This window comes from Fodinibius saliphilus, from assembly GCF_005869845.1.
In the GTDB taxonomy this organism is placed as follows: Bacteria; Bacteroidota; Rhodothermia; order Balneolales; family Balneolaceae; genus Fodinibius; species Fodinibius saliphilus.
In genome coordinates this window covers 389,711-412,752 of record NZ_VAWF01000001.1, presented here as the reverse complement: position 1 = coordinate 412,752, position 23,042 = coordinate 389,711, and the positions used below count along the sequence as shown (strand labels likewise).

Genomic DNA, 23,042 nt, shown 5'->3' with positions numbered 1-23,042 from the left:
CTATTCAACAGTTGTCGTTAACAACGATTCTTCAAGCTCTTCGAGCTTGTGTTTAACCGTACCGTCAATAACAGTATCATCAATTCTAATGGCCATACCACCTTTTAGACTTTCATCTACGGTAATATCCATATCAACTGTTTTTTGTGTCTTTTCTTCAAGCTCATTGTGAAGACCTGATTTCTGATCTTCTGACAATTCCCTTGCAACGAACACATCTACAGTTATAATGCCGGCATACTCTTTATATTTCTCTATAAAGGCTTTTACAATTTGATCCAATAAATTTATCCGATCTTTTTTAGCCAACAGCTTCATAAAAAGTTTAGTTGGCTCGTTAAGATCATCAAAAAAGAGTTTTTCAAGAGCCCCGATCTTATCATCAAACTTAATAACAGGACTCTTTAAAAATACTACCAATTCTCGAGATCCCTCGAGAGTATTGTGAACAAATTGGATATCCTCCAGAATCTGCTTTACCTCATCTCGCTCCTCGGCGAGTTCAAGCAGTGCTGTAGCATATCGTCGTGCTGCTTTTGTTGTACGCATCTACCTTAATTTTTAGAGAGGTCGTTAATAAAGCTATCTACCAGCTTATTATTTTTCTGTTCATCCAGTTCGGAATCAATAATCTTAGAAGCAGATTCAACGGCTAATCGAGCGACTTCATCACGAAGCTCCATCATAGCACGTTTCTTTTCCTGCTCAATACTTTTCCGGGCATTTTCAATAATCTGCTCGGCCTCTTCCTTGGATTTTTCAATGCGTTCTGCACGAAGCATCTCTGCTTCCTCAATGGCTTCTTTGCGAATCTGCTGTGCTTTCTTCTCAGCTTCACGCAATGCTTTTTCATTATCTTTGGAAACCTGCTCGGCACGCTTAAGAGCCTTTTCTGCGGATTCTAACGAATCCTTGATTCGGCTTTCACGCTCCTGCAAAGAATCCATAATGAGTGGCACAGCATATTTCCCCATTATTGCAAGGAAGATAACCATACTTATAAGAACCCATATTGCAAAACCACTGTTAAATGAGAGGAGTCCTCCTCCGCCTGCTAAAAATAGCATCATGGTGTATATTATGTCTTGATTATTTTATTAAATATCGACTTATCCACCAATTCCGAGAGCGAGAAGAATACAAACAATAGCGCCGATCAGTGCTACACCCTCAATAAGAGCAGCGGTCAAGATCATTGCGCCACGAATATCACCGGAAGCTTCAGGCTGACGAGCGATACTTTCTGTAGCACTTTTACCAATCATTCCAATACCAATTCCGGCACCAACTGCTACAATTCCTGCTCCGATTCCTGCTGCTAATAAACCCATAGTAATTTACCTGTGTTATGTTTAGTTGTTGTTTAGATTAAGTAAGTAGTAATAAATCAAAAAAAAGAATTATGCATGAGCTTCTATACCTTCTTCATGATGCTCGTGCTCCTCGGCTGCCATCCCAATAAATACTGCAGAAAGCAGCGCAAAAATATAAGCTTGCAATAGCCCCACAAAAGCTTTCAATATATATAATACTGCTGTTAGGGGTACTGAAAAGAAACTAACACCAACCCCGGCTATAGAACCAAATATATCAGCAAAGATAAATATGAGGCCAAGAATACAAATAATCATAATCTTTCCTGACAACATATTTGCAAACAAACGAACAGCAAGCGCAAATGGCTTAGTAAACAACCCAATAATTTCAATCGGCGTTAGAATAATGCGCATAAGGGGTGGCACGCCCGGAAACCAAAACACATGCTCCCAGTGATCTTTAGACCCATTCCACTGTGTAATTATAAATGTTATAAAAGCTAATATAGCGGTAACAGTAATATCTGCAGTGGCTGTTGCCCCCCATGGCAATAGACCGAAAAGATTCATAAAGGCAATTGATACAAATACAGCAAAAAGATAAGGAACAAATTTTTGATATTTTTCGTCGGGAATATTCTGTTTGGCAATATCATCACGTACAAACACAAACGTAATCTCAAAAAGGTTTTGGAACCATCCCTTTGGTTCGGTTTCTCGACCGACCCCCTTCTTGTACTTACGAGCCATTGCAATAGTAATGAACAGCGTTAAGATAAGCCCCAACCAAACATATACTAAATGCGAAGTAATTGACAGGTCCAGCGTAATAGGCGCTCCACTTACTGCAAGAAGCGCTCCGTCCTTCTTAACAAACTCATCTGAAGCAACAGCAGACTCTGTACTACTAAATACATGGAAACTTCCATCCACCAACAAAATACGTGGCAAATGAATATACCCGAACGGTGTTGAAACCTTATTATGGTCTACAACCTTACCCATAACATCAATAGGAGCGCCCTCGGAGTCCTGTGCGGATTTTTCCGAAGCTTGCGAAAACGGAGTGAAAAACAGAATCAATAAAAAAGTTACGAAAAGTCGGCGACAGGCCCTTAGCATCTAATTCTAATTATCAGTTTCTAGTATTTTGTTAATGGAAATAATCTCGATTACAGAATGGAAAATATAAGAAAATATGAAACTAACTGTAAAATGAATTTGATGAATTTTTATTGCCTTTAAAGCAACCACCAAAGCCGCTATAACAAACAAAAATCGAAGTCCAAAAGAGAGGTAAAACTTACGATAAAAGCTGTCGGAGCTATCTTCTCGTATTTTTTTGAAAACAAAAAAATTGCTGCCCACAAAAAAAAAGCTAAGCAGGTTAGCAATTATTGACATTAAAAGAGCGTCTTTTGTGAGCATAATCGTGCTAATAGCCACACAACATAGAGCAACTGCTGAGAGTAATATAAATTGAGATAGAATTCCCTGAAACGTTCGTTCCAACCTACTGTTTATTTAGCCGATCGTTGAGCTTAAAGATAAGAATAAAAATATTTATAACCCCCACCAGGCAGCCTACTAAAAGCAGCCACGGACTACTCTCAAAAAAACTATCCAGCCAATATCCCAAAAAAATGGGTACGGCAAGTGCTGCTGCAATCTCCCCCCCTAATGAGAGGTACTGCATATAGTTACCTGGGTTCTTGGGGGTATCCAATATCGCTTACCCTATTTTCTTATCTTTTTTGGAGTTACTGCCGGCTTCAACATTCTTTTTAGCCTTCTTCTTGTCAGTCTTTTTAGATGATTTCACTTTAGAAGTAGTAGAACTGTTCTTAAGCTCATTTTCAATATTATCTCCCATATGGAAAGAACCATTAATCTGTGCTCCTTCTTCGGCCAGCATCGTTTTAGTATAAATATCCCCTTCAACTACAGCAGACTCCCGTAATACTAATTTATTAGATACACACACTTCTCCATCTACGTGACCTGCAATATCAGCATCTGCTGCACCAATATTCCCTTCTACCTTTCCAGTGGATGAGACAATAACTTTTCCTTTTGCCTTTGCCTCTCCATCCAATGTACCTGCAATGCGGATATCATTTTTCGTATCAAGAGTTCCTTCTAAACGAGTTCCTTCGCTAATCATATTAACAGAAGGCAAGTTCTTACCGGACTTGTTCGAGCTCATAGATTCCGACTTTTTTTTATTGTTATTATTAAACATAAGATGATTATGACTTTATTAAATACGCATTAGGATTTTGGGGCACACCATTTTTCCATATTTCAATATGCAGATGAGGACCAGAGCTTAACACTCCAACATCCCCGGCCGTACCCAAAATATCGCCTTTCTTAACGATATCACCAATAGATTTTGATAAACTTGCTGCATGCTTAAAAACCGTTATTATACCATTGCTATGTTGGATATGTAATACAAAACCGTAATTCACCGTCCAGTCTTGATTTACAATAGCCCCATCAGCAATTGCTTTAAACTCAGTACCTTTTGTAGTTGCAATATCGATACCATAATGTCCACTTTCTGGATTGTATCCCCGAGTTGAGGTCCCATCAATAGGATAAGTAGTAGGGAATTCCGGTACGCTATCAAAAATCTTTGAAAAAATGATATCGTTCTGCGATAACATTCTGTCTATTGATACATCAGAAACGGTTTCAGGTTCCAAAGTTTCTGATCTTTTTTGATCAGAAATTGCCTGATATTCTTTGGTAACATTGAAAGAGGTATCAGCTCCACTGGCAATAACTTGCTGCATCTCTGCAAGCTGTGTGTCTCGTGCGTCCAATGAATCCTGAAGCGCCTGAACCTTCTTTGATATTTTAATAGCACGTTCCCGAAGCTGAGCATCTTCCCTATTATAAAGTAGCGTACTGAGTGGTGTAAACATAACCAGCAGCAACACGATGATACATACTACTGTCAATGCCCCATAAAACAATCGCCAAAGTTGGGCCGGCTTAAAGTGATAAGAGGTTGATGATTCGGGCTCCTCTTCGTCAAAAAGGACAAAAGTAAGCTCTCGATTTTGGTTGTTAAAGAGCCGTTTTAAGAATTCAAACATGCGAAGTTACCAAATTATGCTTCAGGTGTAGGTCCTCTGTAGTTAAATGGAACATCGATATCTTCCTCATCCGAGATAGTACCGTTTTCTTTTTCGTAGCGGTTAATGTTTTCGGAGAGGGCATTTACCAACCTCTTAGCATGGTCGGGGGTAAGCACCATTCGTTTTACGACCTTTGCTTTGGGTGCTCCCGGCATTACAGAAATAAAATCCAGAATAAACTCTGAAGGTGAGTGTGAAATCATCACCAAGTTCGAGTATGTGCCACTGGCCTCCTCTTCAGGAAGTTCTATTTGTATTTGTCCTTGTTGTAGATCCTGTGTTTGATCTGGCATATTACTATTAATCTTCCTTCAAATTAGTTAAAAAAGTTATTCCTATTCAGCATCCAAGAACCCATGTCCTTCCATCCATTCATCATTGAAAATCTTGGAAACATATCTAGTTCCACTGTCGGGCAAAATAATAACCATCAGATCCTCTTCTCCAAACTCGTTATTTCGTGCATATTCAAGCGCTCCATGCACAGCTGCCCCACAAGACCCCCCTACAAAAAGCCCCTCATCTTCAGCAAGAGCACGGGTAGTCAAGAAAGCATCTTTATCAGAGATCTGCATCACTTCATCCAATTGATCAAAGTCCATATTCTCGGGAATGATATCTTCTCCAATACCTTCAGTCAAATAAGAATGAATTTCATCTTTATCAAACTCACCGGTCTCAAAAAACTTTTTATATACCGACCCTTCGCTATCAACGCCAATAGTCTTTATTTCTTTATTTTGTTCTTTTAGATATCGAGAAGTCCCAGAAACAGTTCCACCTGTACCCATACCAGCCACATAGTGCGTTATCTTCCCTTCAGTTTGTTCCCAGATCTCAGGACCGGTAGTCTCATAATGAGCCTGAGCATTACTTGGATTATCGTATTGGTTGGGATAATAGGAATTGGGGATTTCTTCACTCAGTCGTTTAGCTACTGAATAATAACTCCGGGGGTCGTCGGGTTCTACATCTGTAGGGCAAACTTTAACTTCTGCTCCCAAAGCTCGAAGTAAATCAATTTTTGATTTACTCTGTTTATCTGTAGTGGTGAAAATGCAATCATACCCTTTAATAACAGCGGCAAGGGCTAATCCCATCCCGGTATTTCCGGAGGTTCCCTCAATAATCGTCCCTCCCGGTTTAATAAGTCCTTTTTCTTCTGCATCTTCAATCATCTTAATCCCAATACGATCTTTTACACTCTGCCCGGGATTAAAATATTCAACTTTTACAAGTATCGTACCGGGAATATCATCGGCTATTTTATTAAGTTTTACCAGTGGAGTATTGCCGATAGTTTCTAGAATTGAATTATAATACATTAAGGACTTTATCGTGCTTTTATGATAGCATTAAAAATTTATTAGACCCGAAATATAGGAATTTTGTTCTATCTACCCGAATAAAGATCTGGATTTGCTTTCATCTACTTATTATATAGTATTCAGAAAATCTCCTTTATTCGCACGACCAACTCTGTTATCTTCTATATCACATAAATTTAAGCTAATTCAACACAATGTTTGTAAAACAAGTAAAGCCTAAAGATTTCGATTGTGGTTACAACTTAGACCGAATGATCGCCTCCCTCCCTCGTATTGAGGATGAAGATGAGCGCATTGAATATGCCGAACGTGCCGTTGGCCTTATCAAACAAAGCCACCCAAACTGGGTTGATGATAATGAGGAAAGCCCTGAAGCCTGGGACCATTTCTTTGAACTTGCTGAATATGATCCAAATGAATACGGCATCTACAATCCTTATGAGAAATAATCAAATAGTATAAGCGGAGTATATCAGCTCAATTGGTACCTACTATGTTTTAGCACATATTGATAGTCACTTTTCAAAAGTGAAAAATAAGTTTTCAGTATACCTTTCTTAAGGAACTAAACTCACTTTTTTTGTCTTAAAGCAGATACCTGACATTTTCTATCTTTAAGATTGACATACATGAGTTGTGCTATACTATTCATGTAAACAGCAAGCAACATTTGAGATAATATTGCAATTCTGTTCTAATACTGATGTAGATATTAACTACTAGAGAGTCTGACAGAACATTATCTAAATAATAACGGTGTAATATTATGGAAAAAGCAATTTTCAATTTATATTGAAAGTTGTGAAAGGTAGAGTAAATAAAATTATTTCATGGCTAACGCATCGTTATCTAAAACAGATTATTACCAAAATATAGATACCCCAGAACCACAAACGGGTAACTTGCGTGCATTTATATCCCAACTCTTTGAAGATACAGAAGCACAGTATGCCTCATTTAGTTTTACACTGGATGCTATAGATCCTTTAGCATATCTTGAAATGAACTGGGACACCGAAGAATACCAGTTTTATTGGGAAAAGCCCACCGATGAGCTTGCAATTGCAGCGGGTGGTTCCATAGAGCATCTTTCGGCTGCTGGTTCCGATAGGTTCAACACCGTCAGCAAAGCAATTAAAGATACCCAACGCATCAGCAGAGAATATTCTTCGGTTCCTCATCCCTATTCAGGCATGATGTTTCTAGGAGGATTTTCCTTCTTTGATGATATTGCTGAAGGACTGTGGCAGGATTTTGAACCTGCTTCTTTCACTATACCGGAATGGAGTATCATTCGAGATGGAAAATTCAATTTGGTTACCCTGTCAATAGACCTTTCCTCCTTTAAGAACGACAGCGAGCTTCATAATTATTTAATTGACAGGTTTGAAACCATACGCAAACGCTGCCATCTAAAAGATGAGCTTAATGGCCAACAAAAACTTAACTCTTTTCTTCAGAATAATTCACTCTCAGAAATAAAGAATGGAGAATATAAAGAGTGGACCTCTTCGGTTGAGAAAGCAACTGATTTAATTTCTGAGAATAATTTTGAAAAAATCGTATTAGCTCGAAAAATATCGGTACCAAGGCACGATGCTACGAATCCTACGCAAGTACTGAATAAACTACGAAGACGATATCAAAACTGTTCCAGCTTTCTCATACATCGGTCCGGTAGTACTTTTTTAGGATCTTCCCCTGAGCGACTTGGTTCTTTTCGAAGTCGTCTTTTTCTTACTGAAGCACTGGCCGGCAGTATTCAACGGGGACAAACCATTTCTGAAGATACCCAGCTGGGGCAGCACCTTATCGATAGTAAAAAAGATCAAAATGAGCACAATTTCGTAATCAAGGATATTGAAGAGCGTCTCATTCCTTTTACCATCGATTTTTATCGCAGTGCTAAACCTGAAATTAAAAAACTATCCAATGTGCAGCACCTTTACACCCCTATTCGGGCCCACTTACAGCAAGAGGCTGAGGTGTTAAATGTTATTGGCCAGTTGCATCCTACTCCGGCTGTTGGAGGATACCCATGGAAAGATGCTGCTCCATATCTCAATAAACTGGAAAATTTCTCGCGAGGATGGTATGCAAGTCCTATTGGGTGGATAAACAGCAAAGGAATCGGCGAGTTTGCTGTTGGTATTCGCAGTGGTTTGCTGACAGACAAAGAAGCACATTTTTTTGCCGGATGCGGTATCGTTGCGGACTCTGACCCATCTGCAGAATGGCATGAAACAAACCTTAAATTAAAGCCGATGCTTTCAGCCCTGCAATATGACTAGTTCCAATCCAGGAAATCTTGTCTTCAACTGGACCGCTACTTTTTTTCGGACGCTCCAACAGCTTGGGGTACAGCATGTCATAATATCCCCTGGATCCCGCTCTACCCCTCTTACTCTTGCAGCAGCTACCAATAAACATTTTCAGAAGCATGTTATCCTGGATGAACGATCTGCGGCTTTTACCGCTCTTGGTATCGGCAAAGCAACAAACACTCCTGCAGTTTTAATATGCACCTCGGGAACTGCTGTGGCCAATTATTATCCGGCAGTTATAGAGGCGCGTAAAAGTGGTGTGCCCATAATTTTAGCTACAGCAGATCGCCCTCCGAATCGAAGGGCTACCGGGGCAAACCAAGCTATAGATCAACTCAAAATATTTGGGGATTACCCTGTTTTTTTCCATGAAGTTGGGGAAGCAGGAAATAGCGAAGAAGATTTAGAACGACTTGAAATACTTGGCCAACAAGCGTTTGAGGCCAGCAAGAATAAACGTGGACCGGTCCACCTAAATTTCCCCTTTCGAAAACCTTTGGAGCCTGATCCTAAATATCTTCAAACGATATCCACACCAGACAAAAAAGAACAGCCTGATTCAGATAAAACTACTTATAAAGAAACACAGCATCTTTCTGACGGACTCCTCAATAAAATATCGAAAGCTCAAAATCCTCTTATAATCGTTGGTCCGTTAGCACCGGGCGATAATACCGATTCTATCCGGGCAATAGCTGAGAAGATAAATGCCCCTATTATTGCTGAATCCAATATAGACAGCAAACATGTAATCAAACAGTTTTCAGGATTTCTGCGAAATGAACAGAACCTTGAAAACTTAGCCCCGGATCTTATTCTCCGGTTTGGTTTCCAGCCTACTGCTAAATCAATTGAGATTGGGCTTGAACAGTGGAATCCCGTCTATCACTATCATTTTGCCAGTACGCATGCCTTGCAAAATGCAACCCTTTCTGAAATTTCTTCTATACCCTGGTTTGGTCGACCTATTGCAACGGATAAAATCCATTCAAAAAATAGTGATCAATGGCTTAATAAATGGAAGGAGACCAAATCTGACTACCAAGAATATGCCAACAAACAAATTACAGAAGAAAGCCCTCTAACCGATGGACATGTTTATGACCATCTGACGCCACAACTAACAAGGGATCTATTCCTAATGGTATCGAACTCTTTCCCTGCCCGTGATATCAACCTTTTTGGTAAACAACCTACTGGCATCCCTCTTTATTTAAATCGCGGTACCAGCGGTATTGACGGCATTACTTCCACTGCATTTGGTCTATCCCTGGCTTTAGATAAAGCCGGAGTCTTGATAACAGGAGATCTTGCCTTTTTGCATGACAGTAATGCCCTGCTGAATCAACAAAAATTGAAACTCCCACTGGTCATCATTGTAATTAATAACTCGGGAGGATCTATTTTCCGAATGCTCCCCATTGAACAGCACGAAAAGTATTTTACTGATTATTTTGAAACTCCCCAGTCTGTTGATATCAGACAGATGGTACAGGCCCATGATATCCCCTTTCATAGTATTGAAACCTTCTCAGAGCTCCACGATTTCAGCTTGCAACGATGGATGCGTAATAGTAATAATAACGGTCTTTCCATTATTGAGTGTAAAACAGATGCTGATGCTTCTATGAAGCTCAGGAAAAAGCTTTGGAAATACTCCTAATGGAAGTGCTTGAAATCAATAATACAGGTTACGCTTATGAGCTTCACCAGCAAGATGATAATATTCCTTATCTGCTTATGCTTCACGGCTTTATGGGCAGTCGACTTGTGTTTGAACATCTTATTGGGGAACTAAAAAGATATTGTAATCCCATAACAGTAGATCTGCTTGGACATGGAGACACCGGCAAACCTACCAATCCTAATCGTTACCGCGAAGAACAACAAATGGCAGATCTTCTAGCACTCATTGATAAACTGGCCATATCGCCATTAATACTTTATGGATACAGTATGGGGGGAAGACTAGCTCTCCAAACGGCCCTTTCTTCACCCGACCGTTTTAATGGGATGATTCTGGAAAGTGCTAACTGTGGAATCAGTAATAAAAAAGAACGCTCAAAACGCCGGAAGATCGATATGGAGCGAGCAAAAAAAATTGAACATAATTTTAACTCGTTTCTTGCCAAATGGCAAAAGCTCGACCTGTTTCAATCTCCAACTGTTGTTGATAGCGATCTTCAAGAAACCTATCATCACGTACAGGCTAAGCAATATCCCTCTGCTCTTGCGGCTTCGCTAAAGGGATTTGGCACCGGAACAATGACTCCCGTATGTGATAAATTACAACAATGGGATAAACCGATACTTCTGCTAGCCGGTACAGAAGATGAGAAATATCAGCAAATAAATAATCATTTGGTTGAACAGTTTCCCAATGCTACATTTTCATCTATCGAAGCCGGACACCGGGTTCACCTTGATAACCCTTCAATGCTTCTTAAAAAGATTACCCATTTTATCAACAGAATTAATTAGATAAACCGTATTACTTACTACCAAATACAGAATATTTTATTATGAATTGGAAAACCGTCAATGAATACGAAGACATCACCTTTAAAAAATCTAATGGCGTAGCCCGCATTGCCATAAATCGCCCTGAAATTCGCAATGCATTTCGCCCTAAAACCCTCTTTGAGCTACAGGATGCATTTCTGGATGTCCGTGAAGATGCTAACATCGGTGTTGTACTGCTTACCGGCGAAGGGCCTTCTCCCAAAGATGGTAAATGGGCCTTTTGTTCAGGCGGAGACCAGAATGTCCGTGGCAAAGCCGGCTATAAAGATGATGCCGGTACCCCACGGTTAAATGTGCTGGACCTACAACGAATGATCCGCTTTATGGGTAAAGTTGTCATTGCCGTAGTTCCCGGATGGGCTGTGGGCGGCGGGCATAGTTTGCATGTTGTTTGTGACCTCACTCTTGCCAGTAAAGAACATGCAACATTCAAACAAACTGATGCTGATGTTGCCAGTTTTGACGGCGGTTTTGGTTCAGCACTCTTAGCCCGACAGGTGGGACAAAAAAAGGCACGTGAAATATTTTTCCTAGGGCGTAACTACTCAGCCCAAGAAGCGTTTGAGATGGGGATGGTTAATAAAGTGGTGCCCCATGATGAACTCGAAGAAACGGCCTACCAATGGGCCCAAGAGATACTCAAAAAAAGCCCTACTGCCATCCGTATGATCAAGTATGCATTTAATTTAGTTGACGATGGCATGGTTGGTCAACAAGTGTTCTCCGGGGAAGCTACCCGTCTGGCCTACATGACAGATGAAGCCACCGAAGGACGAGATGCTTTCCTTGAGAAACGCGATCCCAATTGGGATGATTACCCTTGGATTGGATAACAAATGGGAACAAACCCTGATCGATTTTGAAGTCGATCAGGGATATTTACCTTTCAATCTTTTTCCCTTCTTTTTCATCCTTAAAAATTCGAATAAGCTTCCTCATCTCTTGTACTTGTTCTTCTTGGGCTCGTGCTATCTTATTTATTTTGGTCGCCAGCCATAAAAAGTATCCCACTACAATAAGAGAGGGAAGTAAACCTATAATTAGTATGATAAATATTTCCATTCCACCAAATGATCCCATCATAGCCTTTGACTTAATTACTATTTTATGATTACTAATAGGCAATTCATTGCTATCTAAATAACCTATTATGATTTATCAGACAACCATTATGAAAAATATCTAACACCTATTCTCTCCTTATCGCCTCTACAGGGGTTAATTTTGCGGCTCTAATGGCAGGATAGGTACCAAAAATAATACCGATAACAACTGCAAGTATGGCAATAATTCCCATTGTTGATACCGAAAATCCAGCCTCAAAAGGTACCTCAATAAAAAGTTTTACAATGGGTACTGCTGCCATTGCAACTAACATACCCAAAATTAAACCTAAAAAACTACCAAAAATAGAAACCGTTACCGATTCTGAAAGAAACTGAAGAATAATATCAAACTTTTTGGCGCCTGTTGCCTTTCGAATTCCTATTTCAGCAGTACGTTCGGTTACAGAAATTAGTAACACATTCATTACTCCGATCCCTCCTACAACAACCGCAATGCCCGTTATTAATCCCATTATTAACTTAAAAAGCAACATTCCTTTTCGGGCTTGCTCCACACGCATTTGATTCGTAAAAATATGGAAATTCTGTTCTGCATTTTCATAGTTAGCAGCTAACCAGTTCTCTACTTCTGACTTTATCTTTTCTACGGCCTCTACCTTCTCGGAATCTATTATCAGTTTAGGTGCATTATTACGAATCACCTCATCACTAAGTGATAAAAATGGAACCACGATTCTACGTTTGGCCTCCCTGTCCCTATTAAATATGCCACTAACCGTGTACGTATTACCATGCATTTCAAATTTTCTTCCCACCGTAGATTTCCACCCATCTTCTGAACTCAGTACCTTAGCCAATGTCTCAGATATTATCGCAGAATTATGCCCATCAAATATATTACTGCCTGCTTTCATTTTAATTTTTTCAGTATTTAGAGAATCAGAACTCAAAGCATAAAAATAGGTGGCCGTTTTTGCAGTATCGGCCAAAGCAAAAATCGTAGCTGATCCGGAGGTGCGAAGTTCTACAGAAGAGACATTATTCAGTTTGCGCTTTAACCGTTCAACGTTCTGAGGCATCAATACCGGAGCGTTTTTATTATCCACCCAAACTCCATCTACTTGTAACCTATGGCGGCTTTCAACAATTATCGTCTGTAAAGAGGTTGTTTGAGTTATCTGGCTGCGGGCATAATTCTCCATGCCGTCTATCAACGACAATATAGTTACCAAAGCTGCTACTCCAATCACAATACCCAGGGTAGATAAAAAAGTATGTAAGAGGTTGGATTTAATATTTTGGCAGGCAATTTTAAAAGAGATCCAGCATTTACTAAGCATATTTCACAGTTAGATTAATTGATGACCAATCAATCAACCCTACGAGACACCACAAAAAATTGTTGCGAATAATGAAAGGCCCACTGTAACCCAACAGGCCTCTGAAAAGTTATATGGTTAGAACTACTTAGACAACCATAATTTTATTATCGACGCTTACAACACCCGGTGTATAAAGTGCTGAATCGAAGGCTGCATTTTTAGCCTTTGAGGTTTCAACCGTACCTTCTAGCGTAACGTTGCCATTTTCTACTCGGATATTTACATCATCGGCAAAAATATTAACATTACGTTCAAGTGCACTCACAATGTCTTTAGCGATCGATTCATCCATGTAATCACCGGTAGGCACTACACCGAGATTATTGGTAACGCCGATAACACCATTAAGCTCAAGTACCTCATTTTTGGCATGGATCTTTTCCCAATACGCATTAACGGTACCTTCCAAAGTGACCCATCCCTGCTTAACATCTACATCAATCTTATAGGATTTCAGGTCGCCATCTAAAGCTAATGCCGTTACTACATTATTTTTAATCTGTTCGTCGGTAGGTACCGTTTCAGTATCAGGAAATTCAATATTCAACTCGTTTTCTACTATAGATACTCCTTCAACCAAGTAAGCATCATTAGTAGCTGCTGACTTAGCAGTAAGTGAAGGTACTTGTCCTGAAATCATTACTTTTCCGTTATCTACGGTGATACTTACATCAGATGCATCAATTCGAGCATCCCATTTAAGCTGTTTAGTTACATCTAGTTTAATGTCTTCGTCGGAACGTGTTGTTACTTCTACACTCATAATGATAAATAACTTTTATTCCGGTTTTTTGACTTAGGCCACATAACAACGAAGAGATCAAAATTGTTCCATTTTTGCCCTCTGGAAGCTTTAAACAACGTTTTTATTAGGCTTTACCTAATAAAAAAGCCTGGCAAGTTTTCAAAACTTGCCAGGCTTAAAATCTTATAAAAGATTAGTTTAAAGTTACGAGCAACCGGTAGTTGAGCCACAAGTTATGCACTTCTGACAGGTTCCATTGCGGACCATCGTCATACTACCACATTCGGGGCAGGAATCACCGGTGTATCCCAGTTCTTTTGCTTTCTCGTAATCACTCTGATAACCATCATCACTATCTGCAGATTGGGTAGCAGGTTCTGGCTCTGCAACCGCATCAGCGGTACCCGTCTGGGCCTGATCTGCCTTCTTTGCTTGTTTCGCTTCTTCAGAAGGTCGCATCTTACGCGACATAATATCCTCTGCAGGAACGTGTGCCAGATCATCACGACCGAGATATGTTACCGCAAGTTCACGGAAAATATAATCGATAACGGAAGTCGTCATCTTAACATGCGGACTTCCACTAACCGTACCACTGGGCTCAAACTTTGTGAATGTAAAGGCATCCACAAACTCTTCAAGCGGTACACCATGCTGCAACCCAAGTGAAATAGCGATTGCAAAACAGTTTGTGAGACTTCGGAAAGCAGCACCTTCACGGTGCATGTCAATGAAGATCTCACCGAGTTGGCCATTTTTATATTCGCCGGTTCGTAAATAGACACTTTGTCCGCCGATCTTCACTTTCTGGGTATAACCATTGCGACGGCTGGGTAAACGCTGACGATCGGCCACATATTTGTGAACAATCTTTTCAGCAGTTTCAACCACCTTATCCTGAGCTTGAGTAATCTCCTCATCGAGGTCCTCTTCATCCAAGTCTTCGAAAACATCACTTAGACTATTAAGTGGTTGACTCAACTTAGATCCATCACGATACAAGGCATTAGCCTTCAGCATTAGCTCCCAAGATTCCATATAGGCATCTTTAAAGTCTTCAACCGTTGCTTCGTTGGGCAAGTTGATTGTTTTCGAAATAGCTCCGGAAACAAACGGCTGTGCTGCTGCCATCATGCGGATGTGTCCGCCCGGTGCAATATAACGGGTTCCGATACGTCCACATCGATTGGCACAGTCAAAGACCGGCAGGTGCTCATCTTTTAGATGAGGTGCTCCCTCTACGGTCATAGTACCGCATACATAATCGTTAGCTTCCTGAACTTGCTCTTTGCTAAATCCAAGAAACTTGAGAATATCAAACTGAGGATTGGCAAGTTGCTCGTCAGTTAGGCCAAGCTCTTCTTTGCAGAAGTCTTCTCCCAGTGTCCACTGGTTGAAAGCAAACTTGATTTCGAAACTGCTGGGCAATGCCTCTTCAATGGCATCCAGCTGCTTGTCACCAAACCCTTTCTCGCGGAGTGTTTCCTCATTAATATGAGGACAACCATCCAATGTACCATGACCTTTAGCATAGTTAATTATTTCTTGTCGCTCTTTAGGACTATAGCCTAGGTTTTGCAGTGCTTTAGGTACACATTGGTTAATAATTTTGAAGTGACCACCACCTGCAAGTTTCTTAAACTTCACCAGTGCGAAATCGGGCTCAATTCCGGTTGTATCACAATCCATGACCAAGCCGATGGTACCCGTTGGGGCAATTACCGTTACCTGGGCATTTCGATAACCGTGCTCTTCACCCATTTTTACTGCTTCGTCAGAATCTTCACGGGCTGCCTTTAAGAGATTATCCGGGCATTCATTAGCATCAATACCCATTGGCTTTACCGTGAGATCCTCATATTCATCAGGATCCACATTATAAGCCGCACGTTTGTGGTTTCGCACAACTTTCAGCATTGGTTCCTTATTGGCTTCGAAACGCTCAAAAGCACCAAGCTCTTTCGCCATTTCGGCACTTGTTTTATAAGCATTCATGTGGATGATGCTCATCAATCCACCGGCAATAGCACAACCTTCATCACTGTCGTAAGGAACACCTTGAACCATCAATGCAGCACCAAGGTTCGCAAAACCAAGACCCAGCGTACGATACTTGTAAGAAAGCTCTGCAATCTCTTTGGATGGAAATTGTGCCATCAATACGGAGATTTCAAGAACTACCGTCCACAGACGCGAAGCGTTTCGAAGCGCCTCTACATCAAACTCGTTGCATTCGTCCGTTTTGAAATACTTCATCAGGTTCAACGACGCCAGGTTACAAGCCGTATTGTCGAGGAACATGTACTCCGAACAAGGATTACTACCGTTAATTGGCCCATCGTTAGGACATGTGTGCCACTCATTAATGGTATCGTGATACTGAGCACCGGGATCGGCACAAGACCAAGCAGCATGCGCAATATCATCCCAAAGCTTACGGGCCGGCATTGACTTGCACGGATCTGGCTCTCGCCCTTCTTCGGCCGCCTTACGTTTTTCCGTTCTCCAGTAGAGATCCCACTGGTCATCATCCTTTACGGCTTTCATAAATTTGTTGGGAATACGGACAGAGTTATTTGAATTCTGTCCACTTACCGTACGATAAGCTTCAGAATCCCAATCCGTATCATAAGTATCGAATTCCAGATCAGTAAAGCCTTGTGCCGCCAGTTGAACTACTCTTTCGATATAATTTAATGGTACCTGATCTTCTTTGGCTTCTTTAATCGCTTTCCCAAGCTCTTTGTTTTTCACCGGATCCCGACTTACCGCGCCGTTAAAGGTACGACCGTCAATTTCAACCGGTTTGTTACAGAGTTTAATTATCTTTTTGAGATGACTTTCCAAAATTTTCGAGCCCGCAACCATAGAAGCAACCTTCTGCTCTTCCCGGACCTTCCAATTCACATACTCTTCAATATCAGGATGATCAAGATCAAGCGTCACCATCTTCGCAGCACGTCTGGTGGTACCGCCGGATTTAATAGCTCCTGCTGCTTTATCACCAATCTTAAGGAAACTCATCAAACCGGAAGAACGACCACCTCCACTCAGGGGCTCTCCTTCACCACGTACTTTTGAAAAGTTACTGCCTGTACCCGAACCATATTTGAACAAACGAGCTTCACGAACCCACAAGTCCATGATACCGCCTTCGTTCACAAGGTTATCATCAATACTTTGGATAAAGCAGGCGTGAGGTTGTGGGTGGGAATAGGCATCATCAGACCGTGTCAGTTCGCCGGTTTTTCCATCAACATAGTAATGACCTTGTGACGGGCCATTGATACCATAAGCCCAGTGCAAGCCAGTATTAAACCATTGTGGACTATTTGGAGCTGCCATCTGGTTTGCCAGCATATAGCAAAGCTCATCATAAAATACTTTAGCCTGTTCTTCTGAATCGAAATAATCATGCTTCCATCCCCAGTAGGTCCAGCAACCAGCCAATCGATGAAACACCTGGCGACTGTCAAACTCTCCGCCATATCGTTCCTCTTCATCAATATCTTTCATTGCCTCTTCATCCGCCTCAGAACGCTGAAGCCATTTAGGCACTCCTTTTTCTTTGACTTTTTTCGTTTTCTTAGGAACACCGGCTTTTCTAAAATACTTCTGGGCAATAACATCTGTTGACACCTGCGACCAAGAAGCCGGTACAATTAATTCGTCCATTGAAAAGACCATTGAGCCGTCGGGATTTTTGATCTCCGATTTACGACTCTCAAACTTCATATCTCCAAAAGGGCTATCCCACTCTTCCTGAGTATAAAAGCGTGTAAATTTCATAAATATTCTCCGGTTACTTACAAATTATTTTGACTAGTATGGAAGGCTTTAAATGCACTAAAAAAAATCGCCACTCTCCATCAGTTAAATATAAAGGACTAGCTTTTTGGAGCAAGTAAATTAGCTAATTACTTTTCCACAAAAGGTTAAAGTTATCCACAATACATTTAGTAACCCGGACTATTTTTATCTCAATTTTGTCATAAGAAATCCACATCCTGTGGATAACTTTTTAAGAACTATAAAAAAACCCACCTCATACCCTGCTAATTGGATCAAGTTCGTTTATTAATATTAATATTTTTTAATATTTGTATAAAAACGAGCTTTTCATCAAAATAGTGGTCTGTGCTAGAAAATACAGAACTCCTCATCACTCAAGCATTAAATAAGTTATCTACTACTAGTAATATAAGGGTAAAAAGATCTTTTACTCCATTGTTGAAGAAGACTCTACTACTAGCCTTTTGAATGATTAATAGCTTCTATTCTATTAATGTGTCTTCTTTTCCGGCACTTGTAAATCCATGAACCAGTAAATGCATTCATCAGGCGGAGCAGCATCATCCTGAAAACAGTGAGAGTCATCATCATTAGGTAGTTCATAAGATCGTTTTATGGTCTCCCCTATCGTAAAAGGCACAGCATCTTTAAAGATAGGGCCATCAAAAACAAAGGTATGAAATTCTCCATTTTCTCCACAGGGATCGACTCCTATTGGCAACGCCCCGATAAAAGACTCATCATAAATCCGCCCTACAAAAGACTTGTCTAATTTCTCTCCGCTGACAGACACGACAATTGCTTTGAATCCATCGTCAATGAACTTTTGTGATAGCTCTGCAGTTGATTTTTTCCATAACGGGAAATGTGCTTCCATTCCAATACTTTTAAGCTGTTTCTCTCGATAATTTTTGAGGTCTTCCAAAAAGATATCCCCAAAAACTCCGACATTGATCCCGTTCTTTTTATAACTCAAGAGTTTTTGCTCCATATATGCATTATACTTGTCCATCCCTAAATCCTGCGGTAGCATCAGTGGATATAACGGCAGGCCGATTTGCCGAGCTTGTTCTTCAACCAGCTTTTGATGAATGCCGTGCATAGACACTCTTTTATTAGCCTTATTGAAACTCGTAAGCAATCCCGCAATTTCATAGTTACCATCCTGCAGTACACGATGTAAAGCAAAGGAGGAGTCTTTTCCTCCGCTCCAATTGAACAATGCTCTTTTCATCTGTTGATAAATCTTACTGAGTTTCTATTATGACGACGAGATATTTTAGAAACGCCTCCGTAATCTATGGTCAGTTGAAAACTATTTCCCAATGGAATACCTAACACCAAACTTAGGAGACAGCGAATAACCCCTCCATGCGTTATCACAAGCAACTGATCGTCTTTCCCCTCTAATTGCTCCTTCCACCATGCTTCTACCCGGTTATGTAACTGCCGATACGATTCTCCACCGGGGCATACGACCTCAACAAAGTTTTCCATCCATTCACCCAGTTCATTCTGGCTTATATTATCCCATTTCCGACCTTCCCAATCCCCAAAATTGAGTTCCATCAGGCGATCATCTGTGATAGGCTCTTTCGTAGCTAGTTCGTCAGCTAATTTTTTACACCGTTCAAGAGAACTGCTATAAGTAGTAAAATTATGGTAGCCCTTTGGAAGCTTTCTCTTTAGAATATTTACTTCATTTGCATAATCAACGGCTAAACCAATATCTTTTTGCCCGTAACAAATGCCTTCTTCGATATCCGGTGTCGTGTGTCGAATTAAATAAATGTCCATATAATTACTGCTGAAAGGTAAAAAGTTACTTCAAGAAGTTGTTGTGTGGCCCCACTGCAATCGCCGGTATGACCGCCAATCCATTTGTTGAAAAACCAACCCAGATAAGCCAATACACTAATCATGGGAATAAGGCTAAGCCAAATCCATGAGTGTGGTATCAAAAACAGTGGCAGCAATCCAAATACGGCGCTTAAAATTATGGAAAATGGGGACATTTTTTGGGCTACCGGCTTGGCTTTGGAGGGTTCGCCCCGAACATAATCATGCGTCATAATAAGAGTAGTAGCAAAAAATCGACTAGCAGCATGTCCAGCAATAAGAAGAAAAGGGATAGCCAAAGGAGGCAATTCGTTAAGGCTCAGAAACTTCAATGCAAGAATGCCAGTCAGACCAGCAACGCCGAAGGTACCAATGCGTGAATCTTTCATAATACTGAGGATTTGCTCCTGGGTCCACCCTCCACCAAAACCATCAAACATATCGGCCAACCCATCTTCATGAAAAGCCCCGGTCACCCATATTGTTGCCAACATACTTAGCAATACGGCAATCGTTTGTGGAAAGAGGAAGTTAAATCCCCAAAATACTGCTGCCCCTACGCTGCCTACAATAATACCCACCAGAGAAAAATAGCGGGCACTTTCATTCAAAAACTCCGGAGAATGGTCTACCCATTGGGGACACGGAATTTTAGTGAAAAACATTACAGCCGTCAGAAATACCTGTAGTTCTCTTTTCATTAATTATCTCCTTTTGATACGGCAGCATCTTTGAAGGATGCCATATTATTTAAGAAGTTAACAGCAGATTCTATAATGGGATATGCCATTGCCGCGCCGGTACCTTCCCCCAGTCGCATTCCTAACTGCAACAGCGGTTCTGCCTGCAGATAATCCAGCTGAATACGATGTGCCTGCTCGTCGGATGTATGAGTGAAAATAGCAAAATCACGTACTTTGGAATACAACTCACAAGCTACCATAAAAGCGGCTGTAGCAATAAAACCATCTACTAAAATAATCATCTGGTGCTCTGCAGCCTGCAGTATGCCCCCGACAATCATGGCAATTTCAAATCCACCAAATGTTTGTAACACAGAAAACGGATCGGCATCAATATCATGGGCTTCAATGGCCTTTGCAAGTATTGTGGCCTTCTGGCTTACCTCCTCTTCATCAAGCCCCGTTCCTTTACCCGTACATGCATCAATAGAGTAACCTGTTAGTATACTGGTGATAATAGAGGCAGAAGAGGTATTGCCAATACCCATTTCGCCAAAGCCAATAATATTGGTTCCTCTATTATGCCATTGGCTAACAAGTTCGGACCCTGCTTCAATAGCATTATTACACTCTTTAGCAGACATAGCGGGAGTATGACTATAATTCTGGGTACCGGCGGCAATTTTTCGATCTATTAACTTTTCGCTGGATGGCAATTCTGCTGCCACACCTGCATCAATAATTTTTGTAGCGATATTGTGTGTAGCACAAAATACGTTTACGGCCGCCCCACCCCCAACCATATTTAGCACCATCTGTGCCGTTACTTCTTGAGGATATGCATTCACTATTCCTTCGGCAGCAATACCGTGATCACCGGCAAATACAGCTAAAAGTGGATTTTTAAGCTGGGGTTCGAGATCCTGCTGTATAAGTCCAATTTTAAGAGCAATATCTTCTAAGCTGCCCAGTGCTCCTACGGGTTTGGTCTTATTATCAATTTTATGCTGTAAGGGTTCTTCTAAATTTTTGTTTACTGCTGATATATTAAATTCTTTCATCTATATAAATACAGTTTTAAAAAAAAGTAATCCTACATTTAAGATAACTTTCATAGGAAAACACACAGTTATATGCTTATCCTTTTATTTCTACCGGAATACCTGAGACCATGAGAGTAACATTGTCAGCCCGTTCAGCAATAAACTGATTCATCCAGCCCTGCATGTCAGCAAATTTTCGGCCACTTTCGGTGTGAGCATGTGTACCCATACCAATTTCGTTAGTGACCAAAATAAGGGTACAATCCTTTTCAAATAATTTTTCAAGTTCATCCTTGGCCAACTCCATAGACCGATCGACATCTTGGTCGGTATCCATAAAAAAGTTAGTAAGCCAGAGCGTAATACAATCAACAACCACAACTCTTCTCTCAACTTTGATATCTCCGAGCGCTTTTTCCACTTCAAGGGTATTCCACCGCTCATCGCGATCATCCTTATGGCGCTCTACGCGCTGTTCAAAATCTTCGTCCCAAACACGAGCCGTAGCCACATAAACGGGACTGTCGGTCAATGAAAGAGCAAACTCTTGAGCCCTGCTGCTTTTCCCGGATCTCTGGCCACCGGTAATTAAGTGTATCATGTTATATATGCTAAGTTATCCTTTTTGTGTGACTCAGATCTTAATCTGATAGCAATTATTTTCAACTGCAACTATCTAAAAAATAATCCTGAACAGGCGAACCCATCCAGAATTATACGGCTCAACAATCGGACCTTAGGGGAGTCCGATTATACGCCTCTCTTTATAGGGTATCAGTTGCTAGTAAAGTGAAACTTATGGGGGATAATACCTACATTAAAAGAATCCACGGGCGCACCTTCCAGGTCATATACATATCCCTTTCCAGGCTGAGAAGTTCCATTGCTTTTACCTACATAAATACTCTGTTGCAGTGGGAAATAACCGATCGCGTAAAATGACTCATTAACAATATTCTTTTTAATAGTATAAGAGTTCATGTCAATGACGCTAATACCGTTGTTAAGAAGATATGCTTCTGCCTTCTCGGAATTCAGAACCAATCTCTCTTGGTAAGATTGAGCACCTAAAGTAATACCTTCGGTAATAGAGTCGATTACAGTTGCAGAATTCCCATCGATAATATAGACACTGCCAGGAACATCAGAACTTCCTTCAGAATAAGATTTTCTTCCATTGCAAACGACCCAGACTCGTTCTTCGTTATCTACAATCAACTCATTAGGACCGGCACCAACAGTAATGGTCTCAATAACCTCATTGGATGAAAGGTCGATAACTGAAACGGTATTACCATATCCGAAGCCATTATTACTGACATAAAGGTTGTCTCCTACTCTTTCTATATCACGGGGAGTATTTCCGACTTCTATTGCTGCTTCTTTTTTCTCAAAAGATGCCAAGTCAAACATTCTAAGTGAATCTGTAGCGCCTTTAAAATCTGCTGTTCCTACAAATGCAACTCCATCAACTATTTCAATAGCAGTAGGTGCTTTTTCAAAAGAATCTATGGTTCCTTTGCTTTCTAAGGTCTTATAGTCAATAATTTCGATTTTGTCGGCCTTATTAGATACAATATAAATGCGTTCATCTACCTTTTTAGAGGTCTGTAAATAACCTGCCAATGGACGGCCATTTTCCTTATCAAAGGCTTGCAAGATGGTACTTCCGGATTCAGGACTATAGCTTGTAATTGATCCATTTGCATCACTAAAGTTACCCTCATTAACCACATATGCTGCAGAATCCTCAAGTGGAGCGGGGTTGTTATCATTATCTTTGTCGCAGGATACGATTAAAATTACCAGTGACAAGAGAAATAAAGAGTATCGTTTTTTCATCGTTATTAT

Annotated in this window: 24 protein-coding genes and 1 pseudogene; 5 read left to right on the top strand and 20 right to left on the bottom strand. The window is 40.6% G+C overall.

Translation table 11 applies throughout. The annotated features are described in order from the left end of the window. From atpH to FCN14_RS01620, 10 genes and pseudogenes are all read right to left on the bottom strand, one after another. Positions 1-549: an ATP synthase F1 subunit delta gene (atpH, locus tag FCN14_RS01660; RefSeq protein ID WP_138429352.1), complete on the bottom strand. Its 549-nt coding sequence runs from the start codon at positions 547-549 to the stop codon at positions 1-3. A 5-nt stretch (positions 550-554) separates the two neighbouring features. Then, a complete protein-coding gene (gene atpF, locus FCN14_RS01655; protein ID WP_138429351.1) occupies positions 555-1,070 on the bottom strand; it encodes a F0F1 ATP synthase subunit B in 516 nt (171 codons plus the stop codon). A 39-nt stretch (positions 1,071-1,109) separates the two neighbouring features. Next, positions 1,110-1,331 (bottom strand): ATP synthase F0 subunit C, encoded by a 222-nt coding sequence (gene atpE / locus FCN14_RS01650; RefSeq protein WP_138429350.1) that lies wholly within the window; start codon positions 1,329-1,331, stop codon positions 1,110-1,112. 69 nt (positions 1,332-1,400) lie between these two features. After that, entirely contained in the window at positions 1,401-2,438 is a 1,038-nt protein-coding gene (gene atpB, locus FCN14_RS01645) for a F0F1 ATP synthase subunit A (protein WP_138429349.1), read from the bottom strand. Between the two features lie 6 nt (positions 2,439-2,444). After that, positions 2,445-2,828: an ATP synthase subunit I gene (locus FCN14_RS15670; RefSeq protein WP_171032773.1), complete on the bottom strand. Its 384-nt coding sequence runs from the start codon at positions 2,826-2,828 to the stop codon at positions 2,445-2,447. A gap of 1 nt (position 2,829) precedes the next feature. Further along, positions 2,830-3,042 carry an AtpZ/AtpI family protein gene (locus FCN14_RS01640; protein ID WP_138429348.1) on the bottom strand — a complete coding sequence of 71 codons (213 nt, stop codon included), beginning with the start codon at positions 3,040-3,042 and terminating at the stop codon, positions 2,830-2,832. A 6-nt stretch (positions 3,043-3,048) separates the two neighbouring features. Next, the gene (locus FCN14_RS01635) at positions 3,049-3,522 is read right to left on the bottom strand and encodes a bactofilin family protein (RefSeq protein WP_246043075.1); all 474 of its coding nucleotides are present in this window, start codon (positions 3,520-3,522) and stop codon (positions 3,049-3,051) included. A gap of 43 nt (positions 3,523-3,565) precedes the next feature. Continuing rightward, on the bottom strand, positions 3,566-4,423 hold the full coding sequence (locus FCN14_RS01630; RefSeq protein ID WP_138429346.1) for a murein hydrolase activator EnvC family protein: 858 nt from the start codon (positions 4,421-4,423) through the stop codon (positions 3,566-3,568). Between the two features lie 14 nt (positions 4,424-4,437). Next, the gene (locus FCN14_RS01625) at positions 4,438-4,758 is read right to left on the bottom strand and encodes a DUF3467 domain-containing protein (protein WP_138429345.1); all 321 of its coding nucleotides are present in this window, start codon (positions 4,756-4,758) and stop codon (positions 4,438-4,440) included. A 51-nt stretch (positions 4,759-4,809) separates the two neighbouring features. Further along, positions 4,810-5,790 (bottom strand): annotated as a pseudogene (locus FCN14_RS01620) (PLP-dependent cysteine synthase family protein); the annotation flags it as partial. Positions 5,791-5,987: 197 nt separating this feature from the next. Between FCN14_RS01620 and FCN14_RS01615 the strand changes: the two are divergent. From FCN14_RS01615 to FCN14_RS01595, 5 genes are all read left to right on the top strand, one after another. Further along, positions 5,988-6,242: a DUF4290 domain-containing protein gene (locus FCN14_RS01615; RefSeq protein WP_138429343.1), complete on the top strand. Its 255-nt coding sequence runs from the start codon at positions 5,988-5,990 to the stop codon at positions 6,240-6,242. A gap of 381 nt (positions 6,243-6,623) precedes the next feature. Further along, positions 6,624-8,084: an isochorismate synthase gene (locus FCN14_RS01610; RefSeq protein WP_138429342.1), complete on the top strand. Its 1,461-nt coding sequence runs from the start codon at positions 6,624-6,626 to the stop codon at positions 8,082-8,084. Further along, entirely contained in the window at positions 8,077-9,780 is a 1,704-nt protein-coding gene (menD, locus tag FCN14_RS01605) for a 2-succinyl-5-enolpyruvyl-6-hydroxy-3-cyclohexene-1-carboxylic-acid synthase (RefSeq protein WP_138429341.1), read from the top strand. The genes FCN14_RS01610 and menD overlap by 8 nt, the downstream gene beginning before the upstream one ends. Further along, a complete protein-coding gene (gene menH, locus FCN14_RS01600; protein WP_138429340.1) occupies positions 9,765-10,598 on the top strand; it encodes a 2-succinyl-6-hydroxy-2,4-cyclohexadiene-1-carboxylate synthase in 834 nt (277 codons plus the stop codon). The genes menD and menH overlap by 16 nt, the downstream gene beginning before the upstream one ends. A 38-nt stretch (positions 10,599-10,636) precedes the next feature. Continuing rightward, positions 10,637-11,473, top strand: a complete 837-nt coding sequence (locus FCN14_RS01595) for a 1,4-dihydroxy-2-naphthoyl-CoA synthase (protein ID WP_171032844.1) — start codon at positions 10,637-10,639, stop codon at positions 11,471-11,473. 46 nt (positions 11,474-11,519) lie between these two features. Here the strand turns inward: FCN14_RS01595 and FCN14_RS01590 are convergent, their stop codons facing one another. From FCN14_RS01590 to FCN14_RS01545, 10 genes are all read right to left on the bottom strand, one after another. Beyond that, a complete protein-coding gene (locus tag FCN14_RS01590) occupies positions 11,520-11,723 on the bottom strand; it encodes a hypothetical protein (RefSeq protein ID WP_138429338.1) in 204 nt (67 codons plus the stop codon). Positions 11,724-11,829: 106 nt separating this feature from the next. Beyond that, positions 11,830-13,047: an ABC transporter permease gene (locus FCN14_RS01585; protein WP_138429337.1), complete on the bottom strand. Its 1,218-nt coding sequence runs from the start codon at positions 13,045-13,047 to the stop codon at positions 11,830-11,832. A 127-nt stretch (positions 13,048-13,174) separates the two neighbouring features. After that, positions 13,175-13,852 (bottom strand): BON domain-containing protein, encoded by a 678-nt coding sequence (locus FCN14_RS01580; protein WP_138429336.1) that lies wholly within the window; start codon positions 13,850-13,852, stop codon positions 13,175-13,177. A gap of 186 nt (positions 13,853-14,038) precedes the next feature. Then, positions 14,039-17,623: a vitamin B12-dependent ribonucleotide reductase gene (locus FCN14_RS01575; RefSeq protein WP_138429335.1), complete on the bottom strand. Its 3,585-nt coding sequence runs from the start codon at positions 17,621-17,623 to the stop codon at positions 14,039-14,041. Positions 17,624-18,116: 493 nt separating this feature from the next. Then, positions 18,117-18,860 carry a Dph6-related ATP pyrophosphatase gene (locus FCN14_RS01570; protein ID WP_138429334.1) on the bottom strand — a complete coding sequence of 248 codons (744 nt, stop codon included), beginning with the start codon at positions 18,858-18,860 and terminating at the stop codon, positions 18,117-18,119. Then, on the bottom strand, positions 18,857-19,423 hold the full coding sequence (gene cobC / locus FCN14_RS01565) for an alpha-ribazole phosphatase (protein WP_138429333.1): 567 nt from the start codon (positions 19,421-19,423) through the stop codon (positions 18,857-18,859). Before cobC ends, FCN14_RS01570 begins: the two co-directional genes overlap by 4 nt. After that, the gene (locus tag FCN14_RS01560; RefSeq protein ID WP_138429332.1) at positions 19,408-20,166 is read right to left on the bottom strand and encodes an adenosylcobinamide-GDP ribazoletransferase; all 759 of its coding nucleotides are present in this window, start codon (positions 20,164-20,166) and stop codon (positions 19,408-19,410) included. The genes cobC and FCN14_RS01560 overlap by 16 nt, the downstream gene beginning before the upstream one ends. After that, positions 20,166-21,209, bottom strand: a complete 1,044-nt coding sequence (cobT, locus tag FCN14_RS01555) for a nicotinate-nucleotide--dimethylbenzimidazole phosphoribosyltransferase (RefSeq protein WP_138429331.1) — start codon at positions 21,207-21,209, stop codon at positions 20,166-20,168. Before cobT ends, FCN14_RS01560 begins: the two co-directional genes overlap by 1 nt. A gap of 76 nt (positions 21,210-21,285) precedes the next feature. Beyond that, entirely contained in the window at positions 21,286-21,792 is a 507-nt protein-coding gene (locus FCN14_RS01550; RefSeq protein ID WP_138429330.1) for a bifunctional adenosylcobinamide kinase/adenosylcobinamide-phosphate guanylyltransferase, read from the bottom strand. 173 nt (positions 21,793-21,965) lie between these two features. Further along, the gene (locus FCN14_RS01545) at positions 21,966-23,033 is read right to left on the bottom strand and encodes a YncE family protein (protein WP_138429329.1); all 1,068 of its coding nucleotides are present in this window, start codon (positions 23,031-23,033) and stop codon (positions 21,966-21,968) included. Positions 23,034-23,042: the final 9 nt, after the last annotated feature.

Coding starts and splice junctions, on each gene's coding strand:
- atpH (WP_138429352.1), bottom strand. CDS start 549: ATGCGTACAACAAAAGCAGCACGACGATATGCTACAGCACTGCTTGAA.
- atpF (WP_138429351.1), bottom strand. CDS start 1,070: ATGATGCTATTTTTAGCAGGCGGAGGAGGACTCCTCTCATTTAACAGT.
- atpE (WP_138429350.1), bottom strand. CDS start 1,331: ATGGGTTTATTAGCAGCAGGAATCGGAGCAGGAATTGTAGCAGTTGGT.
- atpB (WP_138429349.1), bottom strand. CDS start 2,438: ATGCTAAGGGCCTGTCGCCGACTTTTCGTAACTTTTTTATTGATTCTG.
- FCN14_RS01635 (WP_246043075.1), bottom strand. CDS start 3,522: ATGAGCTCGAACAAGTCCGGTAAGAACTTGCCTTCTGTTAATATGATT.
- FCN14_RS01630 (WP_138429346.1), bottom strand. CDS start 4,423: ATGTTTGAATTCTTAAAACGGCTCTTTAACAACCAAAATCGAGAGCTT.
- FCN14_RS01625 (WP_138429345.1), bottom strand. CDS start 4,758: ATGCCAGATCAAACACAGGATCTACAACAAGGACAAATACAAATAGAA.
- FCN14_RS01615 (WP_138429343.1), top strand. CDS start 5,988: ATGTTTGTAAAACAAGTAAAGCCTAAAGATTTCGATTGTGGTTACAAC.
- FCN14_RS01610 (WP_138429342.1), top strand. CDS start 6,624: ATGGCTAACGCATCGTTATCTAAAACAGATTATTACCAAAATATAGAT.
- menD (WP_138429341.1), top strand. CDS start 8,077: ATGACTAGTTCCAATCCAGGAAATCTTGTCTTCAACTGGACCGCTACT.
- FCN14_RS01590 (WP_138429338.1), bottom strand. CDS start 11,723: ATGATGGGATCATTTGGTGGAATGGAAATATTTATCATACTAATTATA.
- FCN14_RS01585 (WP_138429337.1), bottom strand. CDS start 13,047: ATGCTTAGTAAATGCTGGATCTCTTTTAAAATTGCCTGCCAAAATATT.
- FCN14_RS01580 (WP_138429336.1), bottom strand. CDS start 13,852: ATGAGTGTAGAAGTAACAACACGTTCCGACGAAGACATTAAACTAGAT.
- FCN14_RS01575 (WP_138429335.1), bottom strand. CDS start 17,623: ATGAAATTTACACGCTTTTATACTCAGGAAGAGTGGGATAGCCCTTTT.
- FCN14_RS01570 (WP_138429334.1), bottom strand. CDS start 18,860: ATGAAAAGAGCATTGTTCAATTGGAGCGGAGGAAAAGACTCCTCCTTT.
- cobC (WP_138429333.1), bottom strand. CDS start 19,423: ATGGACATTTATTTAATTCGACACACGACACCGGATATCGAAGAAGGC.
- FCN14_RS01560 (WP_138429332.1), bottom strand. CDS start 20,166: ATGAAAAGAGAACTACAGGTATTTCTGACGGCTGTAATGTTTTTCACT.
- cobT (WP_138429331.1), bottom strand. CDS start 21,209: ATGAAAGAATTTAATATATCAGCAGTAAACAAAAATTTAGAAGAACCC.
- FCN14_RS01550 (WP_138429330.1), bottom strand. CDS start 21,792: ATGATACACTTAATTACCGGTGGCCAGAGATCCGGGAAAAGCAGCAGG.
- FCN14_RS01545 (WP_138429329.1), bottom strand. CDS start 23,033: ATGAAAAAACGATACTCTTTATTTCTCTTGTCACTGGTAATTTTAATC.